The organism is Amycolatopsis lexingtonensis (genome assembly GCF_014873755.1).
Lineage (GTDB): Bacteria > Actinomycetota > Actinomycetes > Mycobacteriales > Pseudonocardiaceae > Amycolatopsis > Amycolatopsis lexingtonensis.
Genome location: NZ_JADBEG010000001.1, coordinates 6,966,204 through 6,987,345, shown reverse-complemented (window position 1 = coordinate 6,987,345; position 21,142 = coordinate 6,966,204). Strand labels below are relative to the sequence as shown.

General features: G+C 71.3%; 24 protein-coding genes. 13 read left to right on the top strand and 11 right to left on the bottom strand.

All coding sequences use genetic code 11. The annotated features are described in order from the left end of the window. The first annotated feature begins 122 nt into the window (after positions 1 to 122). The gene (locus tag H4696_RS32010) at positions 123 to 554 is read left to right on the top strand and encodes a hypothetical protein (protein WP_249027081.1); all 432 of its coding nucleotides are present in this window, start codon (positions 123 to 125) and stop codon (positions 552 to 554) included. Here H4696_RS32010 and H4696_RS32005 read toward each other — a convergent pair. Both H4696_RS32005 and H4696_RS32000 read right to left on the bottom strand, forming a co-directional pair. Further along, a complete protein-coding gene (locus H4696_RS32005; protein WP_192782647.1) occupies positions 551 to 2,188 on the bottom strand; it encodes an ABC transporter permease in 1,638 nt (545 codons plus the stop codon). The two genes, H4696_RS32010 and H4696_RS32005, sit on opposite strands and share 4 nt — an antisense overlap. Next, a complete protein-coding gene (locus H4696_RS32000) occupies positions 2,185 to 3,081 on the bottom strand; it encodes an ABC transporter ATP-binding protein (RefSeq protein WP_086863109.1) in 897 nt (298 codons plus the stop codon). Before H4696_RS32000 ends, H4696_RS32005 begins: the two co-directional genes overlap by 4 nt. A 93-nt stretch (positions 3,082 to 3,174) precedes the next feature. On the opposite strand from H4696_RS32000, the gene H4696_RS31995 reads away from it, so the two are divergent. Further along, the gene (locus H4696_RS31995) at positions 3,175 to 3,669 is read left to right on the top strand and encodes a GbsR/MarR family transcriptional regulator (RefSeq protein WP_086863110.1); all 495 of its coding nucleotides are present in this window, start codon (positions 3,175 to 3,177) and stop codon (positions 3,667 to 3,669) included. Between the two features lie 24 nt (positions 3,670 to 3,693). Continuing rightward, positions 3,694 to 4,068 carry a hypothetical protein gene (locus tag H4696_RS31990; protein WP_143265267.1) on the top strand — a complete coding sequence of 125 codons (375 nt, stop codon included), beginning with the start codon at positions 3,694 to 3,696 and terminating at the stop codon, positions 4,066 to 4,068. Between the two features lie 4 nt (positions 4,069 to 4,072). On the opposite strand, the gene H4696_RS31985 is transcribed toward H4696_RS31990, so the two are convergent. Continuing rightward, positions 4,073 to 4,636, bottom strand: coding sequence for a TetR/AcrR family transcriptional regulator (locus H4696_RS31985; RefSeq protein WP_086863112.1), 564 nt, complete (start codon positions 4,634 to 4,636; stop codon positions 4,073 to 4,075). 84 nt (positions 4,637 to 4,720) lie between these two features. On the opposite strand from H4696_RS31985, the gene H4696_RS31980 reads away from it, so the two are divergent. The 4 genes from H4696_RS31980 to H4696_RS31965 all read left to right on the top strand — a co-directional run bounded on the left by H4696_RS31980 (position 4,721) and on the right by H4696_RS31965 (position 7,501). Continuing rightward, on the top strand, positions 4,721 to 5,332 hold the full coding sequence (locus H4696_RS31980) for an NAD(P)-dependent oxidoreductase (protein ID WP_086863113.1): 612 nt from the start codon (positions 4,721 to 4,723) through the stop codon (positions 5,330 to 5,332). 10 nt (positions 5,333 to 5,342) lie between these two features. Further along, positions 5,343 to 6,005: an SGNH/GDSL hydrolase family protein gene (locus H4696_RS31975; protein ID WP_086863114.1), complete on the top strand. Its 663-nt coding sequence runs from the start codon at positions 5,343 to 5,345 to the stop codon at positions 6,003 to 6,005. 420 nt (positions 6,006 to 6,425) lie between these two features. After that, positions 6,426 to 7,031, top strand: coding sequence for an RNA polymerase sigma factor (locus H4696_RS31970; RefSeq protein ID WP_086863115.1), 606 nt, complete (start codon positions 6,426 to 6,428; stop codon positions 7,029 to 7,031). Further along, a complete protein-coding gene (locus tag H4696_RS31965; RefSeq protein ID WP_086863116.1) occupies positions 7,028 to 7,501 on the top strand; it encodes a hypothetical protein in 474 nt (157 codons plus the stop codon). Before H4696_RS31970 ends, H4696_RS31965 begins: the two co-directional genes overlap by 4 nt. Here the strand turns inward: H4696_RS31965 and H4696_RS31960 are convergent. Together H4696_RS31960 and H4696_RS31955 are read right to left on the bottom strand one after the other, a co-directional pair. Further along, positions 7,498 to 8,253 (bottom strand): polysaccharide deacetylase family protein, encoded by a 756-nt coding sequence (locus H4696_RS31960; protein WP_225957555.1) that lies wholly within the window; start codon positions 8,251 to 8,253, stop codon positions 7,498 to 7,500. The genes H4696_RS31965 and H4696_RS31960 overlap by 4 nt on opposite strands. Positions 8,254 to 8,367: 114 nt before the next feature. Then, complete coding sequence (locus H4696_RS31955; RefSeq protein ID WP_086673582.1) at positions 8,368 to 8,805, bottom strand: SRPBCC family protein; 438 nt, start codon at positions 8,803 to 8,805, stop codon at positions 8,368 to 8,370. Positions 8,806 to 8,873: 68 nt separating this feature from the next. Between H4696_RS31955 and H4696_RS31950 the strand changes: the two genes are divergently transcribed. Together H4696_RS31950 and H4696_RS31945 are read left to right on the top strand one after the other, a co-directional pair. Then, a complete protein-coding gene (locus H4696_RS31950; RefSeq protein WP_086863117.1) occupies positions 8,874 to 10,841 on the top strand; it encodes an FUSC family protein in 1,968 nt (655 codons plus the stop codon). Between the two features lie 23 nt (positions 10,842 to 10,864). Further along, positions 10,865 to 11,074 carry an antitoxin gene (locus H4696_RS31945; RefSeq protein WP_086863118.1) on the top strand — a complete coding sequence of 70 codons (210 nt, stop codon included), beginning with the start codon at positions 10,865 to 10,867 and terminating at the stop codon, positions 11,072 to 11,074. Here the strand turns inward: H4696_RS31945 and H4696_RS31940 are convergent, their stop codons facing one another. From H4696_RS31940 to H4696_RS31930, 3 genes are read right to left on the bottom strand one after another with little or no spacing between them, the layout of a single operon-like run. Beyond that, on the bottom strand, positions 11,075 to 12,028 hold the full coding sequence (locus H4696_RS31940; RefSeq protein ID WP_086863119.1) for a prephenate dehydrogenase: 954 nt from the start codon (positions 12,026 to 12,028) through the stop codon (positions 11,075 to 11,077). Positions 12,029 to 12,078: 50 nt separating this feature from the next. Next, positions 12,079 to 14,091 carry an NADPH-dependent 2,4-dienoyl-CoA reductase gene (locus H4696_RS31935; protein WP_086863120.1) on the bottom strand — a complete coding sequence of 671 codons (2,013 nt, stop codon included), beginning with the start codon at positions 14,089 to 14,091 and terminating at the stop codon, positions 12,079 to 12,081. Next, complete coding sequence (locus H4696_RS31930; RefSeq protein WP_086863121.1) at positions 14,091 to 14,633, bottom strand: PadR family transcriptional regulator; 543 nt, start codon at positions 14,631 to 14,633, stop codon at positions 14,091 to 14,093. The genes H4696_RS31935 and H4696_RS31930 overlap by 1 nt, the downstream gene beginning before the upstream one ends. Before the next feature lie 104 nt (positions 14,634 to 14,737). Between H4696_RS31930 and H4696_RS31925 the strand changes: the two genes are divergently transcribed. Further along, a complete protein-coding gene (locus tag H4696_RS31925; RefSeq protein WP_225955858.1) occupies positions 14,738 to 15,676 on the top strand; it encodes a patatin-like phospholipase family protein in 939 nt (312 codons plus the stop codon). Here the strand turns inward: H4696_RS31925 and H4696_RS31920 are convergent. Beyond that, a complete protein-coding gene (locus H4696_RS31920; protein WP_086863123.1) occupies positions 15,673 to 16,515 on the bottom strand; it encodes an SAM-dependent methyltransferase in 843 nt (280 codons plus the stop codon). The two genes, H4696_RS31925 and H4696_RS31920, sit on opposite strands and share 4 nt — an antisense overlap. Further along, complete coding sequence (locus H4696_RS31915) at positions 16,512 to 16,961, bottom strand: MarR family winged helix-turn-helix transcriptional regulator (protein WP_086863124.1); 450 nt, start codon at positions 16,959 to 16,961, stop codon at positions 16,512 to 16,514. The genes H4696_RS31920 and H4696_RS31915 overlap by 4 nt, the downstream gene beginning before the upstream one ends. 155 nt (positions 16,962 to 17,116) lie before the next feature. Here H4696_RS31915 and H4696_RS31910 point away from each other — a divergent pair, with 155 nt between their 5' ends. After that, the gene (locus H4696_RS31910) at positions 17,117 to 18,079 is read left to right on the top strand and encodes an alpha/beta hydrolase (protein WP_086863125.1); all 963 of its coding nucleotides are present in this window, start codon (positions 17,117 to 17,119) and stop codon (positions 18,077 to 18,079) included. A gap of 146 nt (positions 18,080 to 18,225) precedes the next feature. Continuing rightward, positions 18,226 to 19,434, top strand: a complete 1,209-nt coding sequence (locus H4696_RS31905; protein ID WP_086863126.1) for an alpha/beta hydrolase — start codon at positions 18,226 to 18,228, stop codon at positions 19,432 to 19,434. Between the two features lie 3 nt (positions 19,435 to 19,437). Here H4696_RS31905 and H4696_RS31900 read toward each other — a convergent pair whose 3' ends face one another. Next, positions 19,438 to 20,319: a serine hydrolase gene (locus H4696_RS31900; RefSeq protein ID WP_086863127.1), complete on the bottom strand. Its 882-nt coding sequence runs from the start codon at positions 20,317 to 20,319 to the stop codon at positions 19,438 to 19,440. A 190-nt stretch (positions 20,320 to 20,509) separates the two neighbouring features. Here H4696_RS31900 and H4696_RS31895 point away from each other — a divergent pair, with 190 nt between their 5' ends. Then, entirely contained in the window at positions 20,510 to 21,142 is a 633-nt protein-coding gene (locus H4696_RS31895) for a DUF4383 domain-containing protein (protein WP_086863128.1), read from the top strand.

Here is a 21,142-nt window from a genome sequence, read left to right as displayed (position 1 = left end):
TGATCGGCTCGCCCGACGTCTTGAATGACTCATTCAGGTCTTCGGAGGTCCTGAATGACTCATTCAAGACGTTGGCGGAACGCTCCGGACCGCGCCGGCGTGACTTTGCCGGAACCCTGGCCGTGCTCCTGCTCGGCGCGGCCGGGTGCGGGACGGACGAGGTGGCCTGCACGGACATCGGCACCCCGGTCGGCATCGGCCTGTCGGTCCCCGACCCGGCCGGCATCACCCGCGCCACGCTCGACGCCTGCTGGGACGGCCGGTGCGTCACCCGCCAGGTCGCCCTCTTCCCCGAGACCGCGGCGGGCGCGACGACGTGCTCGGACGGCGCGTGCGGTGTGTCGATGGTCCCCACCGGCGGCCTCCAGGGCTTCGCCGACGTCCCCGGCCTGCCCGCGGAGCCGGTGCGGGTCACCGTCCGGTTCGACGACGGCAAGCCCCACGGCGTCGAGGTGACACCGGCGTTCAGCGAGCCGAACGGCCCCGCCTGCGGAAAGGCGGGGCCGCAAGCCCAGCTCCTGGTGGGCGCGGGCGGCGAGCTGCGTCCGCGCTAACCGACGTCCCGGCGCTTCCAGCCGGCCAGGCCGGCCCCCAGCGCCACGACCGCGACCACGAGCAGCCAGACGACCGGCGTCGCGGTGAACTCCTGGCCCGGGAGCTTCGGCGGGTGCTGGAACGGCGAGACGTCCAGCACCGCCTGCGGCAGGTTCACCACCGGGCCGAACAGGCTGAGCAGCAGCGCCAGCGCGCCCACCGCCCACGCCGCGGCCGAGTACGCGGGCACCAGGCCGAAGATCGCCACCGCGAGCGCGACCACCACCCAGGCCGCGGGCAGCTGGACGAGCATCCCGGCGAGGGTGTCGCCGATCGAACCGCCGACGTCGCCGGTGCGCAGGCCGTTGGCCAGGCCCATGAACAGGCCGCCGACCAGCAGCAGCGCCGCCGTGCCGAAGAACGCGAACACCAGGTGGCCGCCCGCCCAGCGCAGCTTGCCGACGCTGGTGGCCAGCACCGGTTCGAGCCGGATCGCGGTCTCCTCGCCGCGCATCCGCAGCGCCGCCTGGACGCCGTAGAGCGACGCGACCATGGCGAACATCCCGGCCATCGCGGCGAGGAACGCCTGCGTCAGCGCGTGGCTGCCGCCGAGCCGTTCGAAGATCTGCTGCGCCTGCGGGCTCGACCCGACGAGGTCGCCGATGCCGCTGGCGATCGACCCGAACACCGCGCCGACCACGGCCACGCCGACGAGCCAGCCGGTCAGCGGACCGCGGTGCAGCCGCCAGGCGAGCGCGAACGGCGACCGCAGGCTCGCTGCCGCGCGCGCCGGACCCGGCCGCGGCGGCAGGATGCCGACGCCGACGTCGCGGCGGGGGAGCAGCCAGTACCCGATCGCGCCCACGACGAGCGCGAAGGCCGCCGGCAGCAGGAGCACCCACCAGCGTTCGACGGCGAACGCCCGGACCTGCTGCACCCAGCCGATCGGCGACAGCCACGACAGCCAGCGGGCGTCCACAGTGGAATCACCGGCTCCGCGCACCAGGAAGGCGGCGCCGACGACGGCGGTGCCGATCCCGTTGGCGGTGCGCGAGTACTCGGCGAGCTGGACGGCGACTGCCGCGACGGCGGTGAACCCCAGTCCCGCCAAGGCTTCCGCCGCGCCGAAGGCGATCGAGCCGGCCGCCGGCAGCCCGGCGCCGATCAGGCTGACCGTCTGGACCAGCCCGATCAGGACACTCGCCCCACCGGCCACGAAGAGCGCCGACGTCAGCGCCGCGTACCGGCCGACGACCGCGGACGCGAGCAGCTCCGCGCGGCCGGTGTCCTCCTCGGCGCGGGTGTGGCGGGTGACGGTGAAGACCACCATCAGCCCGGTGAGCAGCGCCAGGAACCCGCACATGCGCCAGGCGATGAACCCGCCGGCGGTGGTCAGGTTGAACGGCGGCCCGTAGAGCAGCGCGTACGACGGGTTGGCGTTGGCGCCCGCCTGCAGCGCGAGCCGGTCGGCCACCGTCGGGTAGAACTGCGTGAACGTGTTGACCGTGCTCGCCGGCACGATGCTGAGCAGCACGATCCAGATGGGCAGCACCACGCGGTCGCGGCGCAGCGCGAGCCGGGTGAGGTGCCAGGTGCCCGCGAGTTCGTGCGCGGGCGCGACCTCGGCTTCGGCGCGGGAGAGGGTCGCGGTCATTTCGCGCTCGCTTCGGTCGTGTAGTGCCGCAGGAACAGCTCTTCGAGCGTGGGCGGCTGGCTGACCAGGCTGCGCACGCCGACTTCGGTGAGCTGCCGCAGGGCTTCGTCGAGCGAGCGCGTCTCGACGTCGAAGCGGACGCGGTTGCCCTCGACCTTGAGGTCGTGGATGTTGGCCAGCTTCGTCAGCCCGTTCGGCGGGCCGGCCAGCTCGGCGGTGATCGACGTCCGGGTCAGGTGGCGCAGTTCGGCGAGCGTCCCGGACTCGACCGTGCGGCCGTTGCGGATGATGCTGACCTTGTCGCACAGCGCCTCGACCTCGGCGAGGATGTGGCTGGAGAGCAGCACGGTCCGCCCCTGTTCGCGCTCCTCCTGGATGGCGTACTGGAACGTCGCCTCCATCAGCGGGTCGAGGCCGGACGTCGGCTCGTCGAGGATCAGCAGGTCGACCCGCGACGCGAGCGCGGCGACGATGGCGACCTTCTGCCGGTTGCCCTTCGAGTACGTCCGCCCCTTCTTCTTCGGGTCGAGGTCGAACCGCTCGATCAGGTCGGCGCGGCGCTTCTCGTCGAGCCCGCCGCGCAGGCGGCCGAGCAGGTCGATCACCTCGCCGCCGGAGAGGTTGGGCCAGAGGTTGACGTCGCCGGGCACGTAGGCCAGGCGGCGGTGCAGGCTCGCGGCGTCCTTCCACGGGTCGCCGCCGAGCAGCCGGACGTCCCCGGAGTCCGCGTGGAGCAGGCCGAGCAGAACCCGGACGGTGGTCGACTTCCCGGCGCCGTTCGGGCCCAGGAAACCGTGTACTTCCCCAGTAGGTACCTGCAGATCGAGGCCGTCGAGGGCCTTCGTCCGGCCGAACGACTTGTGCAGGCCGGAGATCGCGATGGCGTTTTCCATGCTTCGGAAGCTACACTGGTTTCACAAAGTTGTGAAGTTAAGAAAATGTATAGAGAGAGTGATCTTGGGGGACGGGTACGGGAGGATGGGCCGATGACGACGCCTGACACGAAGCGAGATGAAGACGCCGTCCGCCGGTACGTCGAGAGCCTGGCGCTGGTGCTCTCGCAGATCGGGATGCAGCGCATGGCCGCGCGGGTGTTCGCCGCGCTGATGACCACCGACGAAGGCCGCCTGACCGCCGCCGACCTGGCCTCGCAGCTGTCGGTCAGCCCGGCCGCGATCTCGGGCGCGGTGCGCTTCCTCGAGCAGATCGGCCTGGTCGCCAAGGAACGCGAGCCCGGCGAGCGCCGCGACCACTACCGCCTCTTCGACGACCTCTGGTACGCGACCTTCCTCAAGCGCGACCGCATGATCATCATGTGGCGCGACGCGGCCGACAACGGCATCGACGCCCTGGGCGAGGACTCACCGGCCGGCAAGCGGCTCGCGGAGATGCGGGACTTCCTGTCGTTCATGCTGGAAGAACTCAACGGGATGTACGAGCGCTGGCACAAGCTGCGCGAGGAGAAGAACGCCTCCGCTTGAGGCGGCGGCAGAACGGTGGGGGATGTGGGCGACCAGCTCGATGTGGATCCGGTTGTTCGCGATTGGCTCAGTACGCAGCTCGGGGAGGCCGGCGGATCCTCGTTCGCGTCGTCGCCCCTGACGGCCCTTTCCTTGCTTGCCGGGCGCCGGCCGGATTCGGAGATGCCGGCCGAGGTGGTGCGCGCCTGGCGGCGCCTCATCGTCCGGCAACGGCGAGTGCTGGACCAGTCGGAAGACGCGTTCATCAGGCATGCCCGTGGGCGAGGTCTGAGCTGGGACGAAGTCGCGGAGGAGCTGGGGCACGGCAGTGGAAGTGCCGCGGCGGCCCACCATGCCCGGCTCGTCGAGCGACTGCAGGTGACGCACCCCGAGGCAGCGGCCGAGTTGTGGAACGACTAGTGCCTCAGAGCGCGGCGAGCAGCGTGTCCGCGAGCCGCCCGGCGAGATCGGCCGGCTCGCGCTCCTCGAACGTCGCCAGGAACGCCCGCTGGAAACACGCGCCGAGCAGCAGGGCCGCGGCCGCCTCGACGTCGGTCCCGGCCTTGACCCGGCCCAGGGAAACCTCGGCCCGCAGGTAATTCGCGACGCCGTCGAGCAGCACCCGCGGCCCGTGCTCGCCCAGCCGTTCCCGGTGCGACCGCAGCAGCTCGCGCGACGAGAACACCGACACCGCGATCGGGAACCCCTCGAGGTAGAAAGCCAGGCCGAGCCCTGCCACCCGGGCGAGGTTGTCCCGCAGCGACGCCTGCCCAGGATCCGCGGTCAGCTCGCCCAGCACCGCGCCCAGTGCGGGCAGCTCCTCGCCCATGACGCTGAGGAACAGGTCGGTCTTGTCGCGGAAGTGCTTGTAGAGCATCGCCTCCGAGTACCCCGCGGTCCGCGCGATGGCCTTCGTCGTCGCGTGGGCGTAGCCCTGCTCGCGCATCACCTTCGCGGCCGCGGCGACGATCTCCTCACGGCTTCCCATGGTGGCTCCCTGAGTGCGTTCTCAGTCTGGTTAGTGAACACTCACCCTACCTGGTGAGTGTTCACTAACCGAGGAGGAGACACCATGCGGATCACCGTTCTGGGCGCCACCGGCGGCGTCGGCCGCGAAGTCGTCAAGCAGGCACTGGACCGCGGCTGGCACGTCACGGCCGTGGTGCGCGACCCCGCCAAGCTGGAGCTGCCGGCCGAGGTCGTCGTCGCCGGCCTGCACGAGCACGAGAAGCTCACCGCCGCGATCGAAGGCTGCGATGCCGTTCTCTCCGCGCTGGGTTCACGCGACCGTCAGCCGACGACCGTCTGCACCGACGGCGCCCGCGCGGCGCTCGCGGCCGGGGCCAAGCGGCTGCTCGTGGTCAGCGCCAGCGGCCTGGACGCCGACGGCGACGGCGTCTTCACCCGCACGCTCGTGAAGCCGCTGCTCAACGCGGTCCTCAAGCACGGCTACGCGGACATGCGCGCGATGGAGGACCTGGTCATGGCCAGCGACGCGGACTGGACGGTGGTCCGCCCGCCGATGCTGCTGAACGGCCCGCGTACCGGCGTCGTGAAGAGCCGCCTCGACGGCAACGTGCGCGGCAGCTACACGATCCGCCGCGCCGACGTCGCCGCGTACCTGCTCGACGCCGTGGCGGACCCCACGCTGATCAGGCGCAAGGTTTCGATCGCCCACGGCTAGCGTCGGCGGCATGGTGCTCATCGCTCAAGCCGTTTACGTCAAGCGGACGACCCCGCGGCTCCCCGGCGCCGCGGGGCCCACCGAAGGGCTCGTCCCCGGCGAAGGTGAACCGTTCCGCCTCGCCGTCCTCGGCGAATCCACAGTGGACGGCGTCGGCGCGGCGGACCACGAGGAAGCGCTCACCGGCTGCCTCGCCCGCGAGCTGGCCCGCGACGGCCGGGCGGTGCGCTGGCAGGCGGTCGGCCGGACGGGCGCCAATGCCCGGACCGTCCGCGCCGAACTCGTCCCGCTCCTGCGCCCGGCCGACCTGGTCGTGGTCGCGCTCGGCGTCAACGACACCATCGAGCTCCGGACGGCCCCGGCCTACCGTCGCGACCTCCTGGCCCTCGTCGTCGAGGTCCGGCGGCGGCTCGGCCCGGTCCGCGTCGTCCTGGCCGGCGTGCCGCCGATGTCCCGCTTCCCGGCGCTGCCGCGGCCCCTGCGTGACGTCCTGTCGGCGCGGTCGACGGCGCTCGACGCGTCGGCCGCCGCCCTCGCCCGCGTCCCCGGCGTCACCCACCTCCCGATGGATCCCGCGCTGCTCGACCCCGCGGCCTTCGCTTCGGACCGCTTCCACCCCGGGCCGGCGGGCTACGCGCGGTGGGCGCAAACGCTTGCTGATCACATTCGGTGATCTCCTGGCGCCGGAACGTCGATCTCGAAAAAACTTCGGCGGTTCGTGTATCTGGCCGCCCCGCCACTGCGTCCTGTGGAGCAGCCGAGGACGGAAGAACACGACAGGGGGTGTCGCGTTCGACGGAAAACGCGGTGCCCGGGAGCCGAGGGGGCTTCCGGACACCGTTCGGCCGGGTGCTCTTCGGGGGAGGGGACACCTGGCGGGGCCCGTTGGGGAGCGGGTCCTTGAGGGAGGGGAGCACCGGCCGGTGCGGGCGCATCCGCGCCGGCCGGTGCCTCCCGCAGCCGACCATTGCCCGCCACCGCAGAAGTAAGTGACTTGATGTATCCGAGATCCACCTGCACGCTCCTTCCCCCCGAAGGACCCGCGATACTGCCATTGCCGACTCGAAGACTCTTCCGAAGAGGGGCAGATACCGTGACCGACGTGCAAACCACAGAGGTGGACCCGCCTTGGGAGGGTCTGACCGGCGCCGAGCTGCACGCCGCGTGCATGCAGGCCGCGCGGGACGGTGACCGCCGGGCGATGGATCGCCTGGTCGCCGAGCTCACCCCGCTCGTGTGGCACGTCGCCCGCGCCAACGGCCTCGACCGCTCGGTCGCCGAAGACGTGGTCCAAACCGTCTGGCTCGCCCTCTTCAGCCAGCTCGGGAAGCTCCGCGATCCCAAGGCGCTCGCCGCCTGGTTGATCACCACCACCCGCCGCGAGGCCACCCACCCGTTCGGCCGCCGCATCCAGCCCGTGCCCCTGAGCGACGAAGTCGCCGAGGCCATGCCGAGCACCCAACCGGCACCCGAAGACGAAGCCGTCCGCGCCGACCGCGACCGCCGGGTCTGGCGCGCCTTCGTCCGGCTGCCCCACCGCTGTCAGGAACTGCTCCGGCTGACCGTGCTCGCGGGTCGCGCGGAGTACCAGCTCGTCGCCGAGGCGCTGCGCATGCCACGTGGCAGCGTCGGACCGACCCGAGGACGCTGCCTCGACCAGATGCGCGATCTCCTCGCCAGTGAAGGGGGAAGCCGATGAACGACCTCGGGGCGCCGGGTGAGGCCTTTTCCGATGACCTGATCCTGGCCGGGATCGGCAGCTTCCTCGACGAGTTCGACCCGCCACCGGGAGACCTGGTGCAGCGGGTCCAATTCGCGCTCGCGCTCGAAGACCTCGACGTCGAGGTCGCCCGGTGGGAGCGGCTCGACGACCTCGCCGGCGTGCGCGGCGGCGGCACGGGCACGATCACGTTCACCGTCAGCGACCTGACGGTGATGATCAACCTGACGAAGATCGGCAAGCTGCACCGCATCGACGGCTGGCTGGTACCGGCCGGGCAGTACGGGGTCGAGGTGCGCGTCGCCGAGCACGGCACGTCGTCGACGACCGCCGACGAAGGCGGGCGGTTCGTGCTCGACAACGTGCCGCGCGGGACGACGCAGATCCTCGTGCACCTCGGGGACGTCTCGTGCCGCCGGACGGTCGTGACGCCGACCGTGGTGCTCTAACCGAGGAAGTCGGCCAGGGGGACGGGGGTCAGCCCGTCCTTCTTCGCCTGCTCGACGAACGCCGTGTAGTCCTCGGTGAACGTCTTCCGGAAGTGCATCAGCACGATGTCGCCCGGCTTGAGCTTGTCGCCGGCCTGGAACTGGACGTGCCCGTCGTTGACCGCGGCCGTCCACAGCACGGCGGCGCGCATCCCGCACGCGGCCGCCGCGCGCAGCGTGTTCTGGTCGTAGTTACCGAACGGCGGCCGGAACAGCGACGGCCGGACGCCGAGCGACGCCTGGAAGTCGTCGGCGTCGTCGCAGATCTCCTTGCGCTGGAACTCGTACGGCTTGCCCTTGAGGTTCGGGTGGTCGACCGTGTGGTCGCCGAGCGTCGCGCCGGTGGCGTCGAGGATCTGCTTGAAGTAGGCCTCGTGGCCCTTCACGTACTTCTGGTTCAGGAACAGCACCGGGTGGGTGCCGTTCTGCTGCATCAGCTTCAGCGCGGCCGGGTCCTTCACGGCGCCGTCGTCCATGGTGAGGAAGACGTACGGCTTGTCGGTGGTGATCCGCCGGACGACCGGCACCTGGCCGTTCTCGACCGCGGGTGCCTTCTGCTGGACCGTGCCGAACGGGTACGGGCCCGGTGTCGTCGCGCCCGGGCCGCCACCCGGCGCCGGGTTCGGCTGGCTGGTGCCGAACTCCCGCTGGTCCGGCTCGTCCGCCGAGCACGCCGTCAGCGCCAGTGCCGCCGCGACGACGATCGCCGCCATTCGCTTCATCCCGCGTCCCCTCCCCGGTGGCCGAAAAGACCACCCGAAAGAGTGACGTGGGAGAGCCGCGGAACGTTGCGCCGGGCGATCTTGGTGTGGCCTGGCGCACCCGGGTCAGCGCCCGGTTTCGGCCGCCTTGACGAGCTTGCCCGAGAACAGCCGGATCACCGCGCGCAAGCCGGCGGCCAGTGCCGGGCCGCTGCCCTTGACCGGCTCGGTGAACGACCCGGTCCACCGCAGGTGCGTGCCGCCGTCGGCGGTGGGGGTGAGCAGCACCTCGGCGCGGTAGTCCTTGATCGGGTTGGCGCCGAAGAACGTGTAGACGTGCTTGCGGCCGGGCTCGTACTCGACCGTTTCTTCGCGGATGAGCACCGGCCACAGCCCGACCTCGCGGACGGCGCCGACGCCGGGACCCGGCCGCTTCCAGCGGGCCTGCACGATGAGTGGCTTTCCCCACTCCGCCCAGCGCGGGCCCTCGGCCTCACGCGCGAACAGCGCCTCCGGCGGAGCCGTGCTCGTGCGGTTGACCTCGAAGGAGAACTTGCGGCCCACCGGAACCTCCCGCGTTGTTGACAGATTGATAATTAAGCGTCCCGGGGAGCGTAGGTCAAGATGGGGGCGTGAGCACGCCGCGTCCCGATCTCGCCGCGCCGCACTGGCTGACCCAGCTCCTGCGCAGCAAGCCGGTCCCGGTGCCGTGGAACATGGTCGCCCGCGCCGTCGTCGCGCTGGCCATCCCGCTCGCGGTGGCGTACGCGGCGGGCGACATCGCCGTCGGCGCGCTCATCTCGACCGGCGCGCTGCCCGCCGTGCTGTCGGAATCGGCCGGGCCCTACCGCTACCGCGCGCGACGCCTGGGCGGCGCGACGCTCGCCGCGACCGCCGGGTACCTCGTCGGGCTGCTCACCGGCGGCGTCCCGGCGCTGTCGGTGCCCGCGGTGATCCTGGTCGCCGCGGTGTCCGCGCTGATCAGCGCGGCCGGCAGCAACGCCTCCGTCGCCGGTTTGCAGATGTTCGTGTTCTGCGTGCTCGGCACCGGCCAGCACGCGACCGGCGTGCGCGTCGAACTCCTCTTCGGCTTCTTCTGCCTCGGCGCCGCCTGGAGCTTCCTGGTCGCGCTGGTCAGCTGGACCTTCCGGGCGACCAGCCCCGAGCGCACCGCCGTCGCGCACGTCTACGTCGAGCTGGCCGCGATGCTGTCCGCGACCGACGAAGCCGTCTCGCGGGTGGCCCGCCACCGGCTGACCACGGCGATGAACACCGCCTACGACCAGCTGCTCACCGCGCGCTCGTGGTTGTCCGGCCGCGACGCCGCCTACCGCCAGCTGCTCAACCTCCTGTCGGCGACGACCCCGGCGGTCGAGGCGTCGGTGGCGCTGGTCCACGCCGGCCGCCGTCCGCCGCGGGAGGTCATCGACCACTTCGTCGCGCTCTCGGCGTCGGTGCTGGCCAGCCAGCCGCTCCCGGAACCGCCGCCGGCGCCGGTGGACGAAACCGACCCGCGGCTCGCCGCCCTATACGCGGGCCTGGTCCGGATCGGCAAGGGCGACGACCGCAAGCGCCGCGAGCCGACGCCCTGGTACCGGCGCCTGCGCGCGTGGGCCGGCTCGCTCGCGTCCGGCCCGCTGACCTGGATCGCCGCGCTGCGGCTGACCCTCTGCGTCGCGATCGCCGAGGTCGTCGGCCTGCTGGTGCCGTTCGAGCGGTCCTACTGGATCACGCTGACCGTCGGCATCGTGCTCAAGCCCGACTTCGGTTCGGTCTTCGGCCGCGCGGTGCTGCGCGGGATCGGCACGCTCGTGGGCGTCGGGATCGGGGCCGTGGTGCTCGCCGCCGGCGGCCGCGGCTGGATCCTGGTTGCCCTGATCGCGATCTTCGCCGGCGGCGTCGCGGTCGGGAAGGTGCGCAACTACGGCATCCTCAGCGCGTTCGTGACGCCGCTGATCATCCTGCAGATGGACCTGGCCAACACCGGCAGCTGGAACGTCGTGGTGGCGCGGCTGGTCGACACCGCGCTCGGCTGCGTGATCGTGCTGGTCTTCGGCTACCTGCTGTGGCCGGGCAGCCGCCGTCCCCAGGTCGGCGGCCGGCTGGCCGACGGGCTGGACGCCGTCGCGAAGTACGTCTCGTGCGCGCTGGTCGAGGCGTCTTCGGGGGAGGCGAGGCTGGCGCGGTCGCGGGCCCGGCGCGGCGCCTACCGGGCACTGGCGGACCTGCGGACGGCGTTCCAGCAGGTCGTCGTCGAGCCGTCGGCGAACGGCCGCCAGGCGGTGGCGTGGTGGCCGGTGATCGCCGCGCAGGAACGCGTCGCGGACGCGGTCACCGAAGTCGGCGTGACGATCGGGCGCGGAGTGCCGCCACCGGACCCGGCCGACGTCGAGCTGCTCACGGCCGCGCTGGACGAACTGGCGACCGCCATCCGCGAGCAGCGCGAACCGCGGTCGGTACCGCTGCCGGACCGCGAGCAGCTCGCCGGCGTCGTCGACCAGCTGGAGTCGGCGTTCGACGCCGTCCGCGGCCCCGACCTGGTGGAACGCACCCCGCTGCGGCTCGTCCGGCGGTTCCTGCCCTACCACAGGCGCACGTGACGCCGGTGCTGTTCAATTGCGCCATGGGAATCGACTTCGAAGCGTTGAAGGGCAAGGCCGAAGAGGCCCTGCGCGAGCACAACGACAAGATCGAGGAGGGCCTGGACAAGGCGGCGGACTTCGCGAAGTCCAAGTTCGCGGGCCACGACTCGCAGATCGACGGCGGCGTCGAGAAGGCCAAGGACTTCCTCAACAAGTTCGACGACACCCCGGACACCCCGCCGGCGCGGTGACTACTGGACCTCGCCGGTCGCGATCCCGTCGGACAGCCCGGTGATCCGGCCGCCGCGCTCGCCGAGCGCGATCAGGCCCTGCCGGGCGTCCGGCGCCGCCAGGCTGATCCGGACGCCCGCGCGCTCGGCGTCCAGGTTGGCGGCGAGTGCTTGCGCGCCTTCGTAACCCGCGTTGATCGTGGCCGCCAGCCCACCGGTCGACGCGAGCGAACCGCGCGCGGCACCGAGCCGCCCGAGTGCTTCGTCGACGATCGGCAGCAGCGCGTCCCGGTTGCCCTCGGTCATCGCGCGCACGAGGTGCGGGTTCGAGCCCGCGACCCGCGTGCCGTCCCGGTAGGACCCGGCCGCCAGCGACATCGCGAGCGGGCCGCCCTCGGCGCCGATCGTGGCCAGGATGGCCGCGAACAGGTGCGGCAGGTGCGAAATCCGGGCCACGGCCTCGTCGTGCGACTCCGCCGGCAGCGGGACGACGTGCGCGCCGACGTCGAGCACGAGCGCGGCCACTTCGGCCCAGGCCTCGAGGTCGGTGTCCTCTTCGACGGCGACGACCCAGGCCGCGCCCTGGAACAGGGTCGCGTCCCCGGCCAGCCAGCCCGAGTTCGACGTCCCCGCCATCGGGTGCCCGCCGACGTACCGCGTGTACGGCACGCGGCGGCGGACCGCGTCCAAGACCGGCGCTTTCACGCTGGTCACGTCGGTGAGCAGGCAATGCGACGCGTGCTGGTTGACCAGCCGCAGCAGGTCTTCGACGGCCGGGAGCGGCACCGCGAGCACGACCAGCGCGTCGTCGGCGGCGGCCCGGTGCAGCGCGGCTTCGACGTCCGTCGTGACGTCGTAACCCGCTCTGCTGGCCGCGTCGGCGTCCCCTTCGGAAACCGCGGCGCCGAACGCCGTGCGGCCGCTGGCGGCCGCCGCGCGCAGCAGCGAACCGCCGATCAGCCCGAGCCCGATCACGCATACGTCTCGCACGGGCCCCATCCTGCCAGTGCCGGACGCATCTGGGGCTACAGCGATGCGGCGAGCCTCGTTCCCTGGTCGATCGCGCGTTTCGCGTCGAGTTCCGCGGCGACGTCGGCCCCGCCGATGAGGTGCACCGGGAGCCCGGCGGCGCGCAGTTCGTCCGCGAGGTCCCGCACGGGCTCCTGACCGGCGCAGACGACGACCGTGTCGACTTCCAGCAACCGCGGGATGCCGTCGACGGTGATGTGCAGGCCCTCGTCGTCGACCCGTTCGTAGCTGACGCCGGGCAGTTGCTCGACGCGCTTGGCCTTGAGCGCGGCCCGGTGCACCCAGCCCGACGTCTTGCCGAGCCCGGAACCGATCCCGGTCTTCTTGCGCTGCAGCAGGTAAACCTGCCGCGGCGACGGCTCGGGCTTCCGTTCGGTGAGGCCGCCCGGCGCGGTCTCCGGATCGGTGACACCCCACTCGGCCATCCACGCGTCGAGGTCGAGCGCGGGCGAGTCCGTGTGCGTGAGGAATTCGCTGACGTCGACGCCGATGCCGCCGGCCCCGATCACCGCGACCCGCGCGCCGACCGGCTTGCCGTGCTTCACGACGTCGACGTAGGACAGCACCTTCGGGTGGTCGATCCCGGGCAGCGACGGCACGCGCGGCGCGACGCCGGTGGCGAGCACGACCTCGTCGAAGCCGGCGAGATCGGCGGCTTTCGCGCGCGTCCCGAGGTGCAGCTTCACGCCGGTGACCTCGAGGCGCCGCTGGTAGTAGCGGATCGTCTCGGCGAACTCCTCCTTGCCGGGGATTCTCCGCGCGATGCCGAACTGGCCGCCGATCTCGTCGTCGGCTTCGAACAGCTCGACGCGGTGCCCGCGCTCGGCGAGCGCGGTCGCGGCGGACAGCCCCGCGGGCCCGGCCCCGACGACGGCGACGTGCTTCTGCCGCCGCGTCGGCGCCAGCGTCAGCGTGGTTTCGTGGCCCGCGCGCGGGTTGACCATGCAGGACACGAGCTTGCGCTTGAAGGCGTGGTCGAGGCAGGCCTGGTTGCAGGCGATGCACGTGTTGATCTCGTCCTCGCGGCCGGTCTCGGCCTTGCGGATCCACTCGGGGTCGGCGAGGAACGGCCGCGCCATCGACACGAGATCGGCGTCGCCGCGGCTCAAGGCTTCTTCGGCGACCTGCGGCATGTTGATCCGGTTCGACGTGACGACCGGGATGCCGACGTGCGGCTTGAGCTTCCCGGTCACCCAGGTGAACGCGGCGCGCGGCACCGACGTGACGATCGTCGGCACCCGGGCCTCGTGCCAGCCGATCCCGGTGTTGATGATCGTCGCCCCGGCGGCCTCGACCTCCTGGGCGAGCGCGACGACGTCTTCCCAGCGCTGGCCGCCGTCGACGAGGTCGAGCATCGAAAGCCGGTAGATGATGATGAAGTCGGCGCCGACCTTTTCGCGCGTGCGCTTGACGATCTCGACGGCGAACCGGCGCCGCTTCTCCGGCGTGCCGCCCCAGGCGTCGGTGCGCTTGTTGGTGCGCTCGGCCAGGAACTGGTTGATGAGATAGCCCTCGGAGCCCATGATCTCGACGCCGTCGTAGCCCGCTTCGCGCGCGAGGGCGGCGCAGTTCGCGAAGGCGTCGATCTGCTTGCGGACGCCGTAGCCGGTGAGCGCGCGCGGCCGGAACGGGTTGATCGGCGCCTTGATGCTCGACGCGGACACGCTCAGCGGGTGGTAGGCGTACCGGCCCGCGTGCAGCACCTGCAGCGCGATCTTGCCGCCGGCCTCGTGCACCGGCGCGGTGAGCTGCCGGTGCTGCTTCGCTTCGGCGGACGTCGTCAGCTTCGACGCGAGCGGCAGCAGCCAGCCGGTCTTGTTCGGCGCGAACCCGCCGGTGACGATCAGGCCGACCCCGCCGCGAGCGCGTTCGGCGTAGTACTCGGCCAGCTCGGGGAAGTGCGACGCCTTGTCTTCGAGGCCGGTGTGCATCGACCCCATCAGGACGCGGTTGCGCAGCGTCGTGAAGCCGAGGTCGAGCGGCGACAGCAAGTTCGGGTACGGGGTCATCAGGCGTCCTTGGTGTGGTGGAGGGCGGCGAGGACTTCGTCGAACCACTCGACCTGGCCCTCTTCGACGCGGATGCCGCCGCGCAGGACCAGGTACTGGTGCAGGTGCTGGCCGTGGAGGCCGGCGGGCGAGGGGAAGTCGCGCTTTTCGATCTGGCGGTAGACGTCGAGGCGTTCGGCGTGGGCCGAGCGGTGCCGGACGATCTCTTCGGCCACCTTCGCCGGATCGCCGAAGGTGGCGCCGCGGATCTTCACGGCCAGTTCGACCGGTCCGGCGCCCGGATCGGGCTCGGCCAGCCAGCGGACGAGTTCGGCGCGGCCGCCGTCGCTGACCGTGTAGACCTTCTTGTCCGGCCGCCCCGACTGCGCGACGACGTCGACGGCCACCCAGCCGGCCTCTTCCATCCGCTTCAGGACGCGGTAGATCTGCTGGTGGGTGGCGCTCCAGAAGAGCCCGATCGACTTCTCGAAGCGGCGCGTGAGCTCGTAGCCCGAGCCGGCGCGCTCGGACAGCGAGACGAGGATCGCGTGCTCCAGTGCCATGGCCCGAGCGTCCTATGCAACGAGTTGCAGTGCAACGAGGCGCGCATCACTTCACCCCCCTGAGTGAGGCAAATCGGGTCGACGAACGGGAAGAAAAGACCAGGATGGGAGGAGTGCACCCGGTACTCGAACTGATCTCCGAACGGCTGGCGACGGGCAGCGTCCCGGGCGAGCGCACCGACGGCAGGCGCCTCGCGCTCGCCGTCGAAGGCGGCAGCAGCCGCGGCACGTACTCCAGCGGCATGGCACTGGCGCTCGACGAACTCGGCGCCGTCCCGGTCTTCGACGCCGTCTACGGCTCGTCGGCCGGCGCGCTCAACGGCGCCTGGCTGCTCAGCGGCCGGTCGTCGACGGGCGTGCGGACCTGGTGGAACCCGGTCGTCATGCGCCGGATCATCAACCCGCTGCACACCCTGCGCGGCCGCGCGGTGATCGACCTCGAATACCTCGTCCACCAGGTTTATTCGGTGCTCGAGCCGATGGACTTCCCGGCGATCCTGGCCAACCCGGTGACGTTCCACCCGCTGGCCACCGACGCCGACACGGGGGAGTCGACCGACCTGCACCCCTTTCTCGACGACGTCGACGCGATCAAGGTCGCGCTCGCGGCGTCCTCCTGCATGCCGGTGCTGGCCGGGCCGCCGATCCCGATGGCGGGCCGCCGGTTCGTGGACGCGGGCGTCGCCGAGCCGATCCCGTACCGGACGGCGCTGGCCCAGGACGCGACCGACGTCCTCGTGCTGCGCACCCGCCGCGCCGATGAGCTCCCGGTGCCGCCACCACGCGCCTACGACGTCGTGGTGCCGCGGTTCCTGCGCCGCCAGGCCCCGGGCACGATCCCCGCGTGGCGTGACACCTACCGCCGCGACGTCGAGGACGAGGAGGTCCTGGCGTCGGACCCGCGGATCCTGAGCATCAGGCCGCCGGCGGGATCGCCGGACGTCGGCGTGGTCGAGCGCGACCCCGAAGTGCTGCGCAAGGCCGTGGAGCTGGGTAAGAGCGCCGTCCTCGACCTCCTCGAAGGACTCCGGGAAGCGTCCTAAGGCTTGCGGGCGACGCCGCCGATCACCCGCGACTCCGACGGCGACCCGGCGAACACGGTCCGCTCGTCGGGGTGCCACGCCGGCGCGTAGACGAGCCCGGGCGCCAGCATCGGCCAGCCGCCGAAGAAGCGTTCGAACTCGGCCATCGGCCGCAGGAAACCGGGGTTCGTCGTGGTCTCGTAGTACTCGAGCAGGTCGAGCAGCGCCTGGCGCTCGTCCTCGTTGACCGGGTTCTCGTTGGTCATCTGCGACAGCACCAGCAGCGAGCCGGACGGCAGCCGCTCCCGGTAGAACTTGAGCAGGTAGTCCGGGTTCTGCTCGTCCTTGACGAAGTGCATGACGGCGTTGATCACCAGGGCCATCGGCTCCCGCACGTCGATGACGTCGGACGCGGTCACCCGGTCCCAGAGGTCCTCCGGCTGCAGGAAGTCCGCGGCGATGGCGTGGTGGCGCTCCGGGTCGGCGGTGTCGGCGAGCAGCAACGTCGAGTGCGCGAGCGCGATCGGCTCGTTGTCGATGTAGAGCACGCGCGTGTCGAGTTCTTCGCGTTCTTCGTCGGCGACCTCGTGGACGTTGCCCGCGGTCGGCAGGCCCGAGCCGATGTCGACGAACTGCCGGATGCCCTTGCGGACGCACTGGCGGACCGCGCGGCCGAGGAACTGCCGGCTCGTCAGGCAGTACTCGCCCATGAGCGGCAGCCGGGCGCGGACCTTCTCCGCGAAGTCGCGGTCGATCGCGTAGTGCGTGTGCCCGCCGATGAAGTAGTCGTAGATCCGGGCCGCCGAGGGGCGGTCCAGGCTGCTCTCGACGGCCTTCAGCGCGTCATCGTGGTTGATCATGCCGGTGCCAGAGCCTCCCGATAGGCGTTCACCGACTCTGTCAGGCGGTCCAGCTCGGCGCGCAGCCGGGCCACCCCGGCGTCGTCCAGGCTCATCGCCGTGCCGATCACGTCGGGGATGCCCTGAGCCTTCTCGCGCAACGCTTTCCCGGTCTCGCTCAGGCTGACGCGGACCGACCGCTCGTCGTCGGCCTGCCGGTTCCGGACCACCAGCCCCGCCGTCTGCAGCCGCTTGAGCAGCGGCGAGAGCGTGCCCGAGTCGAGGTTCAGCTCGGCGCCGAGTTCCTTCACCAGGCGGTGGTCCTGTTCCCAGAGCGCCAGCATGACCAGGTACTGGGGGTAGGTCAGGTCGAGGTCGTCCAGGACGACCCGGTACAGCGACGTCACCGCGCGCGACGCCGAGTACAGCCCGAAGCAGAGCTGGTCGTCCAGCCGCAGCGATGCCATGGCGTCCTCCTCTCTCGTAACTCTCCATGCTCCCCGACTTCGGACTGCGCGGCAACTTAAGTGCCCTGCATCTCATTGGACGTCATTTAGTTGTGCACAACTCAGTTGAGAGCTACCTTGATGACATCAGCTTGCTTCACTTCGAGGAGGACGACATGACCGCCAACCCGCACAACCTGGCCCTCGAACCGGCCGCGCAGGCGTTCGCCGAGGCCACCGACCAGCCGCCGTACCTGTTCCAGCTGCCGCCCGCGGAGGGACGCAAGGCCGTCGACGGCGTCCAGGACGGCGACGTCGCCATGGCCCCCGCGTCGATCGAGGTCGTCCAGGTGCCCGGCGGCCCGACCGGCGAGGTCGAGACCCGGATCGTCCGCCCCGAGGGCGTCGAGGGCCCGCTGCCGGTGATCGTCTACATCCACGGCGCCGGCTGGGTGTTCGGCGACTTCCACACCCACCAGCGGCTGGTGCGCGAACTCGCGGCCGGTGTCGGTGCCGCCGTCGTCTTCCCGGAGTACGACCGCTCGCCGGAGGCGCGCTACCCGGTCGCCATCGAGCAGAGCTACGCCGTGGCGAAGTGGGTTGCTTCGCACGGTTCCGAGCACGGCCTCGATACTTCGCGCATCGCGATCGCGGGCGACTCCGTCGGCGGGAACATGACCGCGGCGCTGACCCTGCTCGCGAAGCAGCGCGGCGACGTGACCTTCAAGCAGCAGGTGCTCTTCTACCCGGTCACCGACGCGAACTTCGACACCGAGTCGTACCTGAAGTTCGCCGAGGGCTACTTCCTCGGCCGCGAAGGCATGAAGTGGTTCTGGGACCAGTACACGACCGACCCCGCCCAGCGCGCGGAGATCACCGCGTCCCCGCTGCGCGCGTCGCTCGAGGAGCTCGCCGGCCTGCCCCCGGCCCTCGTGATCACCGGCGAGGCCGACGTCCTGCGCGACGAAGGCGAGGCGTACGCGGCGAAGCTGCGTCAGGCCGGCGTGCCCGTCACGGCGGTCCGATACCAGGGGATCATCCACGACTTCGTGATGGTCAACGCGCTCCGCGAGACCCACGCCGCCGAGGCCGCGATCACCCAGGCCATCACCGTGCTGACCCGCGCTTTGGGGAAATAACTGAGAAAACGCTGAGTTCGGCGCGCGTTGCGGCCCTATGACAGAAGTCACAGGGCCGCAACTTGTCCGTGGGCTCAAACGTGATATATACGCGAGTCCCGGGGGGTCCGGGTGCGCATTCACTGCCCGCCCGGAAGGACCGACCCATGAACTTGAGCAGCATCCGGCTGGATTCGCCGGTCAACATGATCGTGGTGGTCGTGCTGACGCTGCTCGCGATCATCGCGGTCCCGTGGTTCTGGGACCGCTGGAAGCGCAAGCGCCTGTGGCGCAGCGCCACGATCCTGCTCGCGGTCGTCCTGCTGGTCCTGACCACCGGCATGGCGGGCAACATGATCGGCGGATTCTTCCCGACGGTCGGCTCGTTGTTCGGCACCGGCGGGTACGCCGGCCAGGGCACCGACGCCGAGGCATCGCAGAACGGCGAGGACCTCGAGAAGCTGCGCGACACGGGCGTCGCGCACGCCCGCGAGGGCAAGGGCACGGTCGTCCACATGAAGGTGACCGGCCGCCGCACCAAGCTGACCCGCGACGTCACGGTGTACCTGCCCCCGCAGTACTTCGACGCGGCGTACAAGGAACTCCGCTTCCCGGCGATCGAGTGGATCCCGAACTACCCGTCCGGCCCCGAGGTCTTCACGAGCGGCTACCACATGCCGGAGCAGCTCGACGCCGCGATCGCGAAGAAGGTCCTGCCGCCGACGGTCGTGATCGTCCCGGACCCGACGGGCGTGCCGAAGGTCGGCCACGACACCGAATGCGTCGACGAGGTCAACGGAACGGCGAACGACACGTATCTGACGGCCGACCTGCGCGACTGGGCCCTGCAGAAACTGGGCGTCGCCCCGAACCGCCAGGCGTGGACGATCGCGGGCTGGTCGTCCGGCGGGTACTGCGCGATGAACCTGGTGACCCGCCACCCGCAGTGGTACGGCCAGGCGGTCAGCGTCAGCGGCTACGACAAGGCACAGGTCGACGCCGAGACCGAGGACCTGTTCCACGGCCGCCAGGACATCAACGACGCCAACAACGTCCGGGTCAACGTCCGCCTCCACCCGTCCCCGGTCCAGATCCTCGCCATCTCCGGCGAGAAGGAGAACTACGAGAGCTACGCGATCGACCAGATCCGCGCCGCGGCGAGGCCGCCGGTGCAGTTCACGTCGTGGCGCATCCGGGACGCGGGCCACAACATGAACACCTTCAAGTCCCAGATCCCCGACGTCCTGGCGTGGATCGGTTCGCACACAACGAGTCCGGCCCCGCCCGGCCGCCAGGCGGAGACGACGGGCGGCGTCCTGCCGTGGCCGCTGCCGAAGTCCGGCGCGCACGGGGCGCTGGCGGACACCGACCAGTAGTCCTCAGCCGAGCAGCGCGGAGACGATCGCCGTCACCCGCTTCGAACCGGTCGCGTAGTCGACCGAAGCGGGGTGCTCGCTCAGCACCACCACGATGTAGCGGTCCCCGTCGCCGACGACGCCCGAGGTGTGCAGCATCCGCGTCGGCCCGCAGCACGACCAGCCCTGCTTGACGGCCCACGGTCGCCCGTCGGCCGCGTCCGGGATGCCGAAGTACTGCCGGAAGCCGTCGGACCCCCGCTCGGTCGCACCCCGCAACGCGGCCATGATCGCGCCCGGCGCGTGCTCCAGCACGTACTGGTGGATCCGCACGACGTCCCGCGCCGTGATCCGCGTGTCGCCCCAGCGCCCGGGATCCTGCGGCGCCCGCGTCCCGGTGAGCCCGAGCTTCGTGGCCCAGCGCGTGACGATCGCCGGCCCGCCGTAGGCCGACCAGAACTGGCTCGCGAGCTCGTCGTCGCTGCGGGACAACATCTTCTGCACGGATGCCGTCGGCCCACCCCGCTCGAGCACGGTGAGCGCGATCAGCAGCTTCACCAGCGAAGCCGACGTGTACCCGCGGTCCGCCCGCACGGAGACGGTCGTGGCTCCGCTCTGCCGGTCGAACACCACGGCGCTGGCGGTCCCGCTCGGCATCAGCCGGTCCAGCTCGGCGGCGTCCACCTTCGGCGCGCTCTTGGGCGTGGCGCTCTTGCTCGGCGACGGCGTTGGCGTCGGAGTGGGGGTCGTCGGCGTGCTCACCGGCGTTTCCGACATCGTTGTCAGCGATTCCGCCACCGCGAGGGGCGCGGGTGCCGCGGGGACGCCGTGACGCGCGGTGACCACCACCGCGCCGACCGCCCCCAGGCACAGTCCCACCAGGAAGATCCCGCTCAGCTTGCGCATGCTCCGGATTGCCGGGAGCGCGGCGCGCTGTTCGCTGATTGGGGTGAATTTGTGGGATAGCTCTCGCCAGGGGCCGAAACCGGGAACGCGCAGGTGGCCCGCGGGCAAGCACCGTCGTTTCGCTCACCGTGTTCGCGGGGTACCTGAGGGCGGTGACGGTCGTCACCACCCGCTGGGAAGGACTGGAGTCATGACTCACGCGAAAGGCGCACGCATCCGGGTTCGCGGCCTGCAGCCGGCGCAGGTGCTGGCCGGACTGGCCGGGATCGCGTTCCTCGTCGTCGGCATCATCGGATTGACCAGGACGGGCTTCGGCAACTTCGCCGGCCACCACGACGCGGGCTTCTGGCGGTTCTCCGCCAACCCGCTCATGAGCCTCGTCCGCATCGGCACCGGCGTCATCGGCCTGCTGCTGGCGTTCGGTTCGGGCCGCGCCCGGACGTTCGGCTGGCTGCTGTTCATCGGTTACGGCCTGCTGTTCGTGTGGGGCCTGATGATCGACGGCCTCATCTCGAACAACCCCTTCGCCACCGCCGGCAACCCGCTGGACATGGGTCCCGCCGACACGTGGCTGCACCTCGGCGTCGCCGCGCTCGGCCTGCTGATCGCGGTCCTGCCGGCCCGCCGCACCATCCTGCTGCCCGAGGACGAGACGGTCGGCGAGCCCGCGGTCGCCGAGCAGCACACCGAGGTCATCGACCGCGACCGCGTCGAGCGCACCGACGACGCCACCCCGCGCCGCCGGTCGTTCCTGCGCCGCCACCACGACGAGCGAGGCCCGGAGGCCGCTCGTGAAGAGCGTCCGCCGGGCCTCGCCCACTAG